The sequence below is a fragment of the Streptomyces sp. NPDC050806 genome (assembly GCF_055586425.1).
Window position 1 is genome coordinate 337,389 of the sequence record NZ_JBVJIF010000007.1, and the last position, 13,702, is coordinate 351,090.

Here is a 13,702-nt window from a genome sequence, read left to right on the forward strand (position 1 = left end):
GCCATGACTCTCACGCGTAAGCGGACCACCGCCGTCGGCGCGACGGCGCTGACCGGAGTCGTCCTGCTGGCCCTCAGCGGCTGCGGCAAGGCCGACATGACCAAGCAGACGTCGCCGTTCGCGGCGGCTGCCGGGACCAAGACGGTCACCCTCTCCACGCAGACGTGGGTGGGCGCGCAGTCCAACGTCGCGGTCGCCAAGTACCTGCTGGAGCACGAGCTGGGCTACCGGGTCGACACCGTCCAGGTGGACGAGACCCCGGCCTGGGACGCGCTCAGCCAGGGCCGGGTGGACGCGATCATGGAGGACTGGGGCCACCCCACCCAGGAGAAGCTGTACATCGACGAGAAGAAGACCATCACCCGCGGTGGTGATCTCGGCGTCGACGGCCACATCGGCTGGTGGGTCCCCAAGTACTGGGCGGACAAGCACCCGGACGTACTGAACTGGAAGAACCTCAACAAGTACGCCAAGCAGCTGAGGACCGCCGAGAGCGGTGACAAGGGCCAGCTGATGGACGGTTCGCCGTCCTACGTCACCAACGACAAGGCCCTGGTGAAGAATCTCGACCTGGACTTCGAGGTCGTCTTCGCCGGGTCCGAGGCGGCCCAGATCACGCAGATGCAGCAGTTCGCCAAGGAGAAGAAGCCCTTCCTGACGTACTGGTACGAGCCGCACTGGCTCTTCAACCAGCTGCCGCTGAAGGAGGTCAAGCTCCCGAAGTACACGAAGGACTGCGCGGACAAGGGCACCAAGGATCCGACGACGATCGACTGTGCCTATCCGACGACTCCGCTGCAGAAGTTCTTCAACGCCGACTTCGTCAAGGGCAACAGTTCGGCGGCGAAGTTCCTGAAGAACTTCAAGTGGTCGGTGGGCGACCAGAATTACGTCTCGGAGCTCATCGCGTCCAAGCACATGTCCCCGGAGGACGCGGCCGCGAGCTGGGTGAAGAAGAACCCGGACGTATGGCAGAAGTGGCTGCCGAAGAAGTGACCCGCTGAAACACCGGCGGTGATACGGCCGGGCACTCCTCGGGGGTGCCCGGCCGTCGTCATGCGGACCGGGCCCGTTCCGCGGCGGTCAGCGCGTATTCCACGTCACCGTGTTCGGCGCCCGGCAGCGGGTCCGGCCATTCCTCGTGGCAGGTGCGGACGTACCGCAAGCCGCACTTCTCCAGCACCCGCCGCGATCCCGTGTTCACGGCCATCGTCGTGGCCGTCACCCGGACCACGCCCAGCTCCGTGAAGCCCCGGTCGAGCAGCGCCCGGGAGCCCTCGGTGGCGTAGCCCCTTCCCCAGGCGGAGCGCCGGAGCCGGTATCCCAGCTCGACCTCGTCCGTGCGGTCCTCGCGTACGGGCCGGAATTCGAACCAGCCGACAAACCCGCCGGTTTCCCGTTCCTCGGCGGCCCAGTATCCGAATTGCGCGGGGCCGGCGTACCGCGAGACGAGAAGTCCGGGCGCCGGCCGTCCGCTGTCCAGAAATCGCATGACTTCGGGATCCGCGTGCAGCTCACGCAGATTGTCCAGGTCCGCCCCCGAAAAGGCGCGCAAAAGCAGCCGTTCCGTCTCCAGTAAGACGTGCATCACAAGCCCCTACTCGCGCGTCAACCCCAACTTGGCGGCATAGTAGGGCGGGCCCTGAATGGGGTCATGACAATTTGCCAGTCGCACAGTAGGTCATAACGGGGAGTAAGGGTCATGCCATCCATACGCCGTACCGCAGCAGCCGCAGTCGCGGTCGCCGCACTGCTCGTCACCGCCACCGCCTGCGGGCCTGAGGACACCAAGGCCGCGGGCCAGGACAGCGCTGCGGAGGCCGGCGGCTCGTCCGGCCTGCCCAAGCTGCCCAACGGCCTGCCCAAGAGCCTGGATTCGCTGAAGAAGTGGGAGCAGGGCGGCTGGCAGAACTGGGACAAGGAGACCTGGGCCCGGAAGGCGTCCGAGTTCGCCAACCCCGTCATCAAGGACCTGTGGAAGCCGTCCCGGATGGCGAAGGCCGAGGACGCCCCCGTGGTGACCACGCAGAGCACCGGCTCCGGCGGCAGCGGCGCCACCGACCCCGAGCCGCGCCCCGTGACCGCCCAGCAGGTCGAGCGCCCGTACCACCAGCACATGGCGCCCATCGGGAAGATCTTCTTCGACAGCCCCGACGGTCCCATGGTCTGCTCCGGCACCGTGGTCTCCGACCCCGCCAACCCGGGCAAGTCCAACCTGGTGTGGACCGCGGGCCACTGCGTGCACTCCGGCAGCAGCGGCGGCTGGATGCGCAACATCGTCTTCGTGCCCTCGTACAACGACAGCGGGCTGCCCGCCAACCAGGTCGCCGCCTCCTCGCAGCAGAACGTCAGCCCGTACGGCACCTGGTGGGCCGACTGGTCGCAGACCTCCACGCAGTGGATCGAAGGCGGCGGCCACAGCGGCAACGCCGCGTCCGCCTACGACTTCGCCGTGCTGCACGTGAAGCCGGAGAACGGCGGCGGCAAGTCGCTGGAGGAGACCGTCGGCACCTCCGTCCCGGTCTGGTTCGACGCGCCCCAGGGCAACGGCGTGACCGGCGGCCTCGACGGCGTCAAGGCGATCGGCTACCCGCAGGCCCCGCCCTACGACGGCGCGAAGATGATGAACTGCCTCGACCGGCCCGTGCGGCTGACGATGGCCCGGTCCACCCCGGCCATGCACTGGATCGGCTGCAGCATGACCGGCGGCACCTCCGGCGGCGGCTGGCTCGCCGACCGCAACGGCGAACTCTCCCTCGTCTCCAACAGCTCCATCGGCTCGCTGGACCACACCTGGCTGGCCGGCCCGCACCTCGGCCCTGAGGCCGAGGGCGTCTTCGACGCGATCAGCAAGAAGTACGCCGGGCAGTGACGCGGGGCGCGCGACGGTAGGACGTCCGGTGGCCGCTTCCGTACCCGTACGGAAGCGGCCACCGCGTGCGTTCAGCCCGCCCGCAGCGCCGCCGCCACCCCGCGCAGCGTCTCCGTCGCCGCGTGCTGGAGCCCGCCGCCGAAGGTGACACGGGACGCGCCCGCGGCGCCCAGCTCGCGCGGGGCAGGGCCGCCGGGCACGACCACCGCGTTGACCGGGGCGCCGATGCCCGCGGCCAGCTCAGCCAGCAGTTCCGGCGGCGCGAGGATCGGATACACGCAGTCCGCGCCCGCCGCGACGTACCGCAGCCCCCGCTCCACGGCGGGCGCTGCCCCGGACACGCCGCGCAGGAACGTGTCGATCCGGGCGTTGATCACCAGCGCGTCGCCGGCGGCCTCCCGCACCTCCGCGAGCCACTCCGCCTGCTCCCCGGCGTCCCGCAGGGTGCCGGTCGCCGCGTCGGAGTCCTCCAGGTTGCAGCCCACGGCCCCCGCTTCCAGCAGCCGCTCGACCAGCTCCTTGGCGGGCAGCCCGTACCCCGCCTCCACGTCAGCGGTGACCGGCACGTCGACCGCCCGGGTGATCCGGGCGACGGCCGCGAACATCTCGTCCGCCGGGGTGTGCCCGTCCCCGTACCCCAGCGACTCGCCGATCCCCGCGCTCGGCGTGGCCAGCGCCTCGAAACCGGCGTCCGCGAAGACCCGCGCGCTCGCGGCGTCCCAGGGGCCGGGCAGCACGAGCGGGTCGCCGGGGGCCCGGCCGTGGTGCAGGGCGCGCAGCCGCGCCGCCGTCACTTCAGGGACTCCGGCGTCAGCCGGCAGGTCACGCCGAAGCGGTTCCAGGCGTTGATGGTGGTGATCATGGCGATGAGCTGGGCCAGCTCGGCGTCCTCGAAGTGCGCCGCGGCGCGTGCGTACACCGCGTCCGGCACAAAGCCGTCGGTCAGGACCGTGATGGCCTCCGTGAGCGCGAGCGCCGCCTGCTCCTTCTCGGTGTACGCGGCGGCGGCCTCCTCCCAGGCGCTGAGGAAGTAGATCCGCTGCTCGGTCTCGCCGGCCTTGCGGGCGTCCGTGATGTGCATGTCGAGGCAGTAGGCGCACTGGTTGAGCTGCGAGGCCCGGATCTTGACCAGCTCGCACAGAGCGGGGTCGAGGCCCTTCCTGGCCGCCGTGTCCAGGCGGAGCATGGCCTTGAAGACCTCGGGGGCGTGCTCCGACCAGTTCAGGCGGGGCCCGTGCGTGCCGGCGCCCTGGCCGGTCGTCGTGTTCGTCGTCATGAGTCCGACGCTACGTCCGGACCGGTCCCTCGGTATGGTCCATTTCCATGACCGATTCCTGGGCCGCTTTCGGGCGCGATCTGTACCTGGATCTCCCCGGTACCCAGGGCAAACGTGCCGCCCTCGTGCACGCCCTGCGCGACGCGGCACGCACCGGGCGGCTCGCGCCCGGCACCCGCCTGCCGTCCTCCCGCACCCTCGCCGCCGACCTGCGGCTGGCCCGCAACACCGTCGCCGAGGCCTACGCCGAACTGGTCGCCGAAGGCTGGCTCACCGCACGCCAGGGGTCCGGCACCCGAGTGGCGGAGCGCGTGTCGCGGCCCCCGGCGGCCCCCGCGCCGGCCCGCAGCCGGCCGCAGCGGCCCGTCGTGCCCCCGCCGCCCGCCTACGACCTCACCGCCGGCACCCCCGACGTCTCCGCCTTCCCCCGCACAGCCTGGCTCGCCGCCGCCCGGCAGGCGCTCACCACGGCGCCGAGCGAGGCCTTCGGGTACGGCACCACGGCCGGCCGGCCCGAACTGCGGACCGTCCTCGCCGACTACCTCGCCCGCGCCCGCGGCGTGCATGCCCACCCCGACCGCATCGTCCTCTGCGCGGGATTCATGCAGGGCCTCTCCCTCCTCGCCCGGCTGCTGCGGCAGGCCGGGTCCCGCGAAGCCGCGGTGGAGTCCTACGGCCTGCCCTTCCACCGCGACGTACTGGACCGCGCCGGGCTGCGGACCGTACCGCTCCCGGTGGACGCGCACGGCGCCCGCACCGACACGCTCACCGGCCGGCCCGGCGCCGCGCTGCTCACCCCCGCGCACCAGTTCCCCACCGGCGTACCGCTGCACCCGGACCGGCGCGCCGCCGCCGTGGACTGGGCGCGGCGGACCGGCGGCCTGGTCCTGGAGGACGACTACGACGGCGAATTCCGGTACGACGGGCGGCAGGTGGGCGCCCTCCAGAGCCTGGACCCGGACCACGTCGTGTACCTGGGCACCGCCAGCAAGAGCCTCGCCCCGGCCCTCCGGCTCTCCTGGCTCGTGCTGCCCGAGCGGCTCGTCGCGCCGCTGCTCGACCTGAAGGGCACCGGCGAGTGGCAGTCCGGCTCCCTGGACCAGCTGACCCTCGCGGAATTCCTCTCCAGTGGCGCCTACGACCGGCACGTGCGCACCATGCGGCTGCGCTACCGGCGCCGCCGCGACCAGCTCGCCGCCGCGCTCGCCGGCCATGCGCCGCACGTCCGGGTCACCGGCCTCGCCGCCGGACTGCACGTGGTCCTCCGCCTGCCCCCGGGCACCGAACCGGCCACGCTGCGGGCCGCCCGCCGCAACGGCCTCGCCCTGGAGGGCCTGGCGACCTTCACGGCCCTGCCGCCCACCGGCCAGGACGACCGTTCCCGCCCGGACGACCGGCCCGGCCCGGACGGACGGCCCGGCCCGGACGCGCCCACGGACGCCCTGGTCGTCGGCTACGGCCGCCCGCCGGACCACGCCTTCTCGGGCGCCCTGGACGCGCTCCTGCGGTCCCTGCCACCGGCTCCCTGACCGCCCGCCCGCACCGCGCACGCCCCCGACCGACCACCGCCCGGAGCCGCCGCATGACCGCCACCCGCCCCGTCACCCTCGTCACCGGCGGCAGCCGCGGCATCGGCGCCGCCACCTGCCGCCGGCTCGCCGCCGACGGCCACGACCTCGCCCTGACCTACGTACGGGACGCCGAGGCCGCCGAGCGCACGGCCGAGACGGTACGCGCCGCCGGGGCCCGCTGCGTCACCGTACGGGCCGACACCGCCGAAGAGGCCGACGTGGAGCGGCTGTTCGACACGGCGGCCGACCGGCTCGGCCCGGTCACCGGACTGGTCAACAACGCCGGCGTGTCCGGCCCGCTCGGCAGGCTCGCCGACACCGGCACCGATGTGCTGCGCCGCGTCCTCGACGTCAACGTCCTCGGCGCCCTGCTCTGCTGCCGCCGCGCGGCGCAGGTCATGGCCCCGTGCCGGACCGGGGCGATCGTCAACGTCTCCTCGGCCGCCGCCACCCTCGGCAGCCCCGGCGACTACGTCCACTACGCCGCCTCCAAGGCGGCCCTCGACGCGCTCACCGTCGGGCTCGCCAAGGAGCTGGGCCCGGACGGCGTCCGGGTCAACGCCGTAGCGCCGGGCATCACCGACACCGACATGCACGCCGCCATGGGTGCCCCCGACCGCGCCGCGCAGGCAGCGCCCGGCATCCCGCTGCGCCGCCCCGGCGCTCCCGAGGAGATCGCCGCCGCCATCGCCTGGCTGCTCTCGCCGGACGCCTCGTACACCACCGGGACGGTCCTCCGGGTCGCGGGCGGGCGCTGACGCCCGCCCGGCCGCAGGGCTCCGCTAGCCGGCGCCGCGTACGTCGAACCGGGCGTCGGCCGTGAGCAGTGTGCTCAGGTCGGTGCCGGGGCCGTGCTCGGACGGCGTGGCGCCGGGCGTGAACAGCCGCGCCCCGGCCGCCACTCCGGCCAGCTCCAGCCGGTCGCCGTCGCGCCGCAGCCAGGTGCCCTCGCGCATGCCGAGGACGGGGACGGCGTTCTCCTCCAGGAACTGCGTCAGCCGCTCCTCGCGGGTCTCGCCCATGTGCGAGGTGTCCGGGGAGGCGTCCAGGTAGTGCGGGTTGATCTGGAAGGGCAGCAGCCCCAGCGTCGCGAAGCCGTCCGGCTGGACGATGGGCATGTCGTTGGTGGTGCGCAGCGTCGGGCAGGCCATGTTGGTGCCCGCGCTGGAACCCATGTACGGGGCGCCCGCCGCCACCCGCTCCCGGATCGCGGCCGGCAGCCCGTGCTCCTGGAGCGACTTCAGCAGCCGGAAGCTGTTGCCGCCGCCGATGAAGACCGCCTCGGCGCGCGCCACCAACTGCCGCGGATCACCGGTGTGGACGCCGCGCACCCGTATGCCGAGCGTCTCCATGAACGCGGCGACCTTCGCCGTGTAGCCGTCGTGGTCGGCCAGCGCGTACGGCACGAAGAGCAGTTCGGAGACGCCGCGCAGATGCTCCGCGATGGCGTCGCGGGCATGGACGAGGTACTCCCGGCCGGGCGCCGTGGAGTTGGACAGCAGGAGCAGCTTCATCGGGATCAGCCTTTCTTCGGGGCGGTGGGGCGGCCGGGACGGCCGTGGCGGCGCGGGGAGAGCAGCTCGCCGAGCGCCGTGGCGGCGGATCGCAGCGGGCGGAGCAGCTCCTCCCGCGGGCCGCTCAGCTGTTCGTGCGGGCCGACGAGGGTGAGGGAGCCGACGGGGTGCGAGCGGACCAGCACCGGTACCGCCAGCCCCGCCGTGGCCGGGTCGTACTCGCCCTCGGAGTACGCGTAACCGTCCACCGGCACCCGGCACATCAGCTCTTCGAGGCGCTCCGGATCGGTCACCGTACGGTCGCTGAAACGCGCCATGGGCCGCCCGTAGAGCAGCGTGGCGCGGGCGCCGGGGGAGAGCATGCCGAAGTACGCGCGGGAGGTCGCCCCGGCGTGCCCCGGGTACAGCTCGTCCGACAGCCGGTACGCGCGCAGCGGCCCGGACGCGCCCTCAGCGGGCTCGACGCAGCGGAGGTGCGCGCCGTCCGGCACCGCGAACAGCGCCGTGAACCCGCTGGCCGCCGCCAGCTCGCGCAGCGCAGGGCGGACCAGCCCCGCCATGCCGCCGTGCCGCTCCCAGGCGGTGGAGAGGTGCCAGACGGCGGGGCCGAGGCGGTAGCGGCGGGTCACCTCGTCGGAGACCAGGAAGCCGCGGTGGGTGAGCGAGGCGAGCAGCCGCTGCGCCACGGACTTGTCCCAGCCGAACTCGGCGGCCAGGTCGGTCACGCCCCACTCGTCCCGGTCCTGGGAGAAGGCGAGCAGGGCCTGGAGGGCGCGGTCGACGGTCTGGAGGGGGGCGCGTTCTGCGGTCACGTCGGCATCCTAGGCACCCCGACGGCGGTATGCGAGACGCCTTCTCTCATATAGAGAAATGGTTGCTGAAAAAGAAAACACGGGAGCAGGCTGCTGGACGTCGGGCCCCGGTCCGACTCCCTCGCACCAACGCGCCCCAAGGAGCCCCCGTGCTCAAGCACGTCCTCGAAGTCCTCGACCTCCTCGACCGGCCGCGCACCAGCGGCCGCCTCCTCGCCGACCACCTGCGCTCCGTCCTGGAGACGGCCGCCGGCGAGACCGGCGACGCGCTGCCGGCCGGGCCGAAGCCGGAGATCACCGTCACGCGCGTCGAGGGCCACCGGGGCGGCACCGACTTCGTGAAGGTCGTCGTCCCCGGCAGCCGCGGCAGGGCCGCCGGCGGCGGCGCGCCGACCCTCGGCGTCCTGGGCCGGCTGGGCGGCGTCGGCGCCCGCCCGGAGCGCACCGGCCTGGTCTCCGACGCGGACGGCGCGGTCTCGGCCCTCGCGGCCGCGGCCAAGCTGCTCGACATGTACGGGCGCGGCGACGTCCTGGAGGGCGACGTCGTCCTCAGCACCCACGTGTGCCCCGACGCGCCCACCCGCCCGCACGAGCCGGTGCCCTTCATGGACTCGCCGGTCTCGATCCTCGACTGCAACCGCAACGAGATCTCCCCGGAGATGGACGCGGTCGTCTCCATCGACACCACCAAGGGCAACCGCCTCCTCAACCACCGCGGCCTCGCCCTGTCGCCGACCGTCAAGGAGGGCTGGATCCTGCGCGTCAGCGACACCCTGCTCGGCGTACTGGAGACGGTCACCGGCGCCGACGCGCACGTCCTGCCGATCACCACGCAGGACATCACCCCGTACGGCAACGGCGTGCACCACATCAACTCGATCATGCAGCCGTGCGTGGCCACCGACGCGCCCGTGGTCGGCCTCGCGCTCACCACCGGCCCGGCGGTCGCCGGCTGCGCCACGGGCGCCAGCCACGAGACCGACATCGCCGCCGCCGCGCGCTTCGCCGTGGAGACGGCGAAGGAGTTCGGCCGGGGCGTGCTGCGCTTCCACGACGCCGAGGAGTTCGCCCGGCTGGTGGAGCTGTACGGCCCGATGAAGCAGCTGCAGGCGACTGCGGAGGACTGAAGCCGACCGCCCACTGACCCGTCCCGCCCCCGGAGCTCCCCATGCGTCCCACCCCGGCCCCCGCCCCGGCCGCGCCCGCCGCGCCCGGCCGGCACCCCAGAGCCTTCGAGCCCGTCACGCTCGTCGTGACGATCGTGCTGTCCGTGCTCGGCTCGGTCATCGGCCTCGTGCTGATCACCACCCTCGGCATCGCGCCCAACACCTCGGTCATCGGCGCCCTCATCGCCATGCTGATCGGCCGGATCTCCTTCGCCGCGCTGTCCCGCATGCGCGACCCGCACCGCCAGAACCTGGTGCAGTCCGCGATCTCCGGCTCCACCTTCGCCGCCGCCAACTCCCTGGTCACACCCATCGCCGTACCGTTCCTCCTGGGGCGGCCCGGCCTGGTGTGGCCGATGCTGGGCGGCGCCGTCATCGGGCTCGCCGTCGACAGCTGGGTGCTCTACCGGGCCTTCGACTCCCGCCTGCTGCCCGCCTCGGCGGCCTGGCCGGCGGGGATCGCGGCGGCCGAGACGATCAAGGCCGGTGACGAGGGCGGCCGCAAGGCCGGGATGCTCGGCCTCAGCGCCGTCGTCGGCCTGGCCGGCTCCCTCTTCAAGCTGCCGATGAGCGCGGCGGGCGTGGCGTTCCTCGGCAACATCTGGGCCCTGCTGATGTTCGGCATCGGCCTGCTCGTGGCCCAGTACGCGCCGACCGTCCTGCACGTCGACCTCGCGGCGAACCACGTGCCGCACGGCGTCATGATCGGCGCCGGTCTGGTGGCCCTGGTCCAGGCGGTCCTGATGATGCGCGACCGCAAGGGCCGCAAGGGACCGCAGGCCACCGGGGACGAATCCGGCACCCCGCGGCAGGGCACCACCGAGGACGACCGCTTCGACGCCGGGCTGCGTACGGTCAGCGCCGCCCGGCTGCGCCGCGGCCTGCTGGAGGGCCTGGTGCTCTTCCTGACCGGTGCGGTCCTGATCGCCTTCGCCGGCGGCGTGAGCGCCGACATGTCCGGCGCCGGGCTGGTCGGCTGGGTGCTGCTCGCCGGGTTCGCCGCCCTCGTCCACCAGCTGATCGTCGGCCTCGCCGCCATGCACTCCGGCTGGTTCCCCGCCTTCGCGGTGACGCTGATCTTCCTGATCGTCGGGCTCGTCGTGGGCATCCCGATGGTCCCCCTCGCCCTCCTCGTCGGGTACGCCGCGTCCACCGGCCCCGCCTTCGCCGACGTCGGCTTCGACTTCAAGGCCGGCTGGCTGCTGCGCAAGGGCGCCGTGCCGTGGCACCCGTACGAGATGGCCGGGCGCCGGCAGCAGTACCTCGCGCAGCTCGTCGGCTTCGCCGTCGCCGTCGTGGTGGTGGCCGTCGCCTGGAAGCCGTTCTTCTCGGACGGCCGGGTCCCGCCGGTCGCCCAGGTCTACGTCGACACCATCAAGGCCGGCCTCACCGACGGGCACGCGCTGACGATGATGGCGCTGTGGGCGATCCCCGGAGCGCTCATCCAGTTCTTCGGCGGCTCCTCCCGCCAGATGGGCGTCCTGCTGGCCACCGGCCTGCTGGTCGCCACCCCGCAGGCCGGCTGGCTGGTGCTGCTCGCGCTCGCCGCCCGCTTCGCCTACGTCCGCCACCGCCGCCGGCGCGCGGCCCGGGAGAACGCCGACCCGGGCACGGCCGGGGAGACCGCCGACAACGACCTCGCCCTGGTCGGCGCCGGTCTGGTCGCGGGCAGCTCCCTCAACGACGTGAGCCAGATCTACAAGGCGTTCTGAGCCCCGCCCGGCGAGCGGGCGGCGGCCCCGGACCCGCCCGGTCGCCGCCACGAAAGGACCCCCGTGCAGCAATCCCCGCAGCGCCCCGTCCGGCCCCCCACGCTCGGCCTGGTCACCATCGGCCAGGCGCCCCGCACCGACCTGACCGACGATGCCCGTCCGCTCCTCGCCGGCTTCGGCGTCGTCGAGCACGGCGCGCTCGACGAGGACCGCTTCGACGGCCCGGAGGGCCAGCGCACCCGTGCCGCGCTGGCTCCCGTCGAGGGCGAGGCGCCCCTGGTCTCCCGGCTGCGCGACGGCTCCTCCGTCGTGCTCGGCCACGACGCCCTCGCGCCCCGTATGCGGGACGCCGTGGCCCGCTGCGAGCGCGACGGCGCCGAGGCCACCCTGCTGCTGTGCACGGGCCGTTTCCCGGCCGTGCCCGGTGCGGGGCCGCTGCTCCACGCCGAGCCCCTGGTGCAGCAGGGCGTACGGGCCCTGGCGGACCGTGCCGCGGTCGGCGTGGTCTGCCCGCTGCCCGCCCAGCGGGAGGACGTGGGCCGCCGCTGGGCGGAGCTGCTGCCGGGCCCGGTCTCGGTGGCCGCCGCCGACCCGTACGCGCCGGGCGCCCCCGAGGCCGTGGCGGCGGCCGCCCGGGAGCTGGCCGCCGCCGGTGCCCGGTGGCTGGTCCTGGACTGCATCGGCTACACCGGGCGGATGCGTGCGGCGGCGGCCGACGCGGTGGCGCCCGGCGCTGTCGTCCTCCTCGCCCGTACCCTCGCCGTCCGGCTCGCCGCCGAGGCGGCCACGGCCGTTGCCGCCGCGCGCGGCGCTCGCCCGGAGTGAGCGGCGGGGCCCCGGTTCCGGCCGTACCCGGCGGTATTCCCACCGGCGGCCGGGCCGCCCCGGGGACCTGAGAGAATGTGTGCCATGGCTCTCGATCGTCCGCGTGTGCTTTCCGGTATCCAGCCCACCGCCGGCTCCTTCCACCTCGGCAATTACCTCGGCGCGGTCCGCCAGTGGGTAGCCCTCCAGGAGTCCCACGACGCGTTCTACATGGTCGTGGACCTGCATGCGATCACCGTGCCGCAGGATCCGAAGGAGCTGCGCGCGAACACCCGCGTCGCGGTCGCCCAGCTGCTCGCGGCCGGTCTGGACCCCGAGCGCTGCACCCTCTTCGTCCAGAGCCACGTCCCCGAGCACGCGCAGCTCGCCTGGGTGCTGAACTGCCTCACCGGCTTCGGCGAGGCGTCCCGCATGACCCAGTTCAAGGACAAGTCGGCGAAGCAGGGCCAGGACCGGACGACGGTCGGCCTTTTCACGTACCCCGTGCTGATGGTCGCGGACATCCTGCTGTACCAGGCCAACCAGGTCCCGGTCGGCGAGGACCAGCGCCAGCACCTGGAGCTGACCCGTGACCTCGCGGACCGCTTCAACCAGCGCTTCGGTGACACGTTCACGATCCCGAACCCGTACATCGTCAAGGAGACCGCGAAGATCCAGGATCTTCAGGACCCGACGATCAAGATGAGCAAGTCGGCTTCCTCACCGAAGGGCATCATCGACCTGCTCGACGAGCCCAAGGTCACGGCCAAGAAGATCAAGAGCGCGGTGACCGACACGGACACCGTGATCCGCTTCGACCGCGAGGCCAAGCCGGGCGTCAGCAACCTGCTGTCCATCCTCTCCACCCTCACCGGCACGGACATCCCGCAGCTGGAGAAGGACTACGAGGGCAAGATGTACGGCGCACTCAAGACCGACCTCGCCGAGGTGATGGTCGATTTCGTCACACCGTTCCGGGACCGTACGAAGGAATACCTCGACGATCCCGAGACGCTGGACTCGATCCTGGCGAAGGGTGCCGAGAAGGCGCGCGCGGTGGCCGCCGAGACGCTGGCCACCACGTACGACCTGATCGGCTTCCTGCCCGCCAAGCACTGACCGGTGCGGCCGGGACGGCGCCGGCCCCGCCAAGGGGGCCGGAGGTCCCGGCGGGGCGGGACCGACGACGCTCGCCGGAACGGCGGCGCACCCGGCACACTGGCAACCGGGGAAACCATCCTTTTCAGGGAGGAGAACGCAGTGGGGACCGTAACGCTCGGCGTTTCGATCGCGGTCCCGGAGCCGTACGGCCGCTTCCTCCAGGAGCAGCGCGCGGCCTTCGGTGACCCGGCCGCGCATGCCATCCCCACGCATGTCACCCTCCTCCCGCCCACCGAGGCCGACCCCGCCGACCTGCCGCGGGTCGAGGAGTACCTCGCGGAGGTCGCGGCGGACTTCCGGCCCTTCACGCTGCGGCTGAAGGGCACGGACACCTTCCGTCCGCTCTCGCCCGTCGTCTTCGTCAGGCTCGTCGACGGCAAGGAGGGCTGCACGGAGCTGCAGGAGCGCATCCGGGCCGCGTCCGGGCCGTGCGCCCGTGAGCTGCAGTTCCCGTACCACCCGCACGTCACCGTCGCGCACGGCATCTCCGAGGAGGCGATGGACCGCGCGCAGCGGGAGCTGGCGGACTTTGAGGCGGCCTGGACGATCGGCGGCTTCGCGCTGTACCAGCAGGGCGCGGACGGCGTCTGGCGGCTGGAGCGGGAGTACCCCTTCGGCGCGCCGGTGGCGGGCGTGCCCCGGCAGGTGGACCTCTCCCGGCCGCCGGCCCCCTCCCACTAGCCCTTTTCCGGCCTTCGCGGTACACCCCGCGGGCCCCTTCCACCTGCGGTGTCCCCCGCGCGTCGGCGCGTCGTTCGGCCATCCGGAGGTTAGTGTTCCGCCGGACGGGACGCCGGCCGGAGGGGGTACACAC

Annotated in this window: 14 protein-coding genes; 9 read left to right on the forward strand and 5 right to left on the reverse strand. The window is 73.2% G+C overall.

Annotated elements, in window-relative coordinates; all coding sequences use genetic code 11:
* Positions 1-3: 3 nt before the first annotated feature.
* The gene (locus tag ACZ6WH_RS23565) at positions 4-996 is read left to right on the forward strand and encodes an ABC transporter substrate-binding protein (protein ID WP_469730314.1); all 993 of its coding nucleotides are present in this window, start codon (positions 4-6) and stop codon (positions 994-996) included.
* A 58-nt stretch (positions 997-1,054) separates the two neighbouring features.
* Here ACZ6WH_RS23565 and ACZ6WH_RS23570 read toward each other — a convergent pair whose 3' ends face one another.
* The gene (locus tag ACZ6WH_RS23570; RefSeq protein ID WP_469730316.1) at positions 1,055-1,588 is read right to left on the reverse strand and encodes a GNAT family N-acetyltransferase; all 534 of its coding nucleotides are present in this window, start codon (positions 1,586-1,588) and stop codon (positions 1,055-1,057) included.
* A 114-nt stretch (positions 1,589-1,702) separates the two neighbouring features.
* Here ACZ6WH_RS23570 and ACZ6WH_RS23575 point away from each other — a divergent pair, with 114 nt between their 5' ends.
* Positions 1,703-2,872 (forward strand): trypsin-like serine peptidase, encoded by a 1,170-nt coding sequence (locus ACZ6WH_RS23575; RefSeq protein ID WP_469730318.1) that lies wholly within the window; start codon positions 1,703-1,705, stop codon positions 2,870-2,872.
* A 71-nt stretch (positions 2,873-2,943) separates the two neighbouring features.
* On the opposite strand, the gene ACZ6WH_RS23580 is transcribed toward ACZ6WH_RS23575, so the two are convergent.
* Entirely contained in the window at positions 2,944-3,666 is a 723-nt protein-coding gene (locus tag ACZ6WH_RS23580; protein WP_469730321.1) for an isocitrate lyase/PEP mutase family protein, read from the reverse strand.
* Positions 3,663-4,148 carry a carboxymuconolactone decarboxylase family protein gene (locus tag ACZ6WH_RS23585; RefSeq protein WP_432858130.1) on the reverse strand — a complete coding sequence of 162 codons (486 nt, stop codon included), beginning with the start codon at positions 4,146-4,148 and terminating at the stop codon, positions 3,663-3,665. Before ACZ6WH_RS23585 ends, ACZ6WH_RS23580 begins: the two co-directional genes overlap by 4 nt.
* A 47-nt stretch (positions 4,149-4,195) precedes the next feature.
* Between ACZ6WH_RS23585 and pdxR the strand changes: the two genes are divergently transcribed.
* Both pdxR and ACZ6WH_RS23595 read left to right on the forward strand, forming a co-directional pair.
* A complete protein-coding gene (pdxR, locus tag ACZ6WH_RS23590; protein WP_469730323.1) occupies positions 4,196-5,677 on the forward strand; it encodes a MocR-like pyridoxine biosynthesis transcription factor PdxR in 1,482 nt (493 codons plus the stop codon).
* A 53-nt stretch (positions 5,678-5,730) separates the two neighbouring features.
* Positions 5,731-6,477 (forward strand): SDR family oxidoreductase, encoded by a 747-nt coding sequence (locus ACZ6WH_RS23595; protein ID WP_469730325.1) that lies wholly within the window; start codon positions 5,731-5,733, stop codon positions 6,475-6,477.
* A gap of 24 nt (positions 6,478-6,501) precedes the next feature.
* Here the strand turns inward: ACZ6WH_RS23595 and pepE are convergent, their stop codons facing one another.
* Both pepE and ACZ6WH_RS23605 read right to left on the reverse strand, forming a co-directional pair.
* On the reverse strand, positions 6,502-7,233 hold the full coding sequence (pepE, locus tag ACZ6WH_RS23600) for a dipeptidase PepE (protein ID WP_469730327.1): 732 nt from the start codon (positions 7,231-7,233) through the stop codon (positions 6,502-6,504).
* 5 nt (positions 7,234-7,238) lie between these two features.
* Positions 7,239-8,045: an IclR family transcriptional regulator gene (locus tag ACZ6WH_RS23605; RefSeq protein WP_469730329.1), complete on the reverse strand. Its 807-nt coding sequence runs from the start codon at positions 8,043-8,045 to the stop codon at positions 7,239-7,241.
* 149 nt (positions 8,046-8,194) lie between these two features.
* On the opposite strand from ACZ6WH_RS23605, the gene ACZ6WH_RS23610 reads away from it, so the two are divergent.
* The 5 genes from ACZ6WH_RS23610 (at position 8,195) to ACZ6WH_RS23630 (ending at position 13,569) form a co-directional block, all read left to right on the forward strand.
* Positions 8,195-9,172, forward strand: coding sequence for a DUF1177 domain-containing protein (locus tag ACZ6WH_RS23610; RefSeq protein ID WP_469730331.1), 978 nt, complete (start codon positions 8,195-8,197; stop codon positions 9,170-9,172).
* A gap of 41 nt (positions 9,173-9,213) precedes the next feature.
* On the forward strand, positions 9,214-10,923 hold the full coding sequence (locus ACZ6WH_RS23615) for an OPT/YSL family transporter (RefSeq protein ID WP_469730333.1): 1,710 nt from the start codon (positions 9,214-9,216) through the stop codon (positions 10,921-10,923).
* Between the two features lie 63 nt (positions 10,924-10,986).
* The gene (locus ACZ6WH_RS23620) at positions 10,987-11,748 is read left to right on the forward strand and encodes an AroM family protein (RefSeq protein ID WP_469730335.1); all 762 of its coding nucleotides are present in this window, start codon (positions 10,987-10,989) and stop codon (positions 11,746-11,748) included.
* 84 nt (positions 11,749-11,832) lie between these two features.
* A complete protein-coding gene (gene trpS / locus ACZ6WH_RS23625) occupies positions 11,833-12,846 on the forward strand; it encodes a tryptophan--tRNA ligase (protein WP_361559671.1) in 1,014 nt (337 codons plus the stop codon).
* Positions 12,847-12,987: 141 nt separating this feature from the next.
* Positions 12,988-13,569: a 2'-5' RNA ligase family protein gene (locus tag ACZ6WH_RS23630; protein ID WP_469730337.1), complete on the forward strand. Its 582-nt coding sequence runs from the start codon at positions 12,988-12,990 to the stop codon at positions 13,567-13,569.
* Positions 13,570-13,702 lie beyond the last annotated feature (133 nt).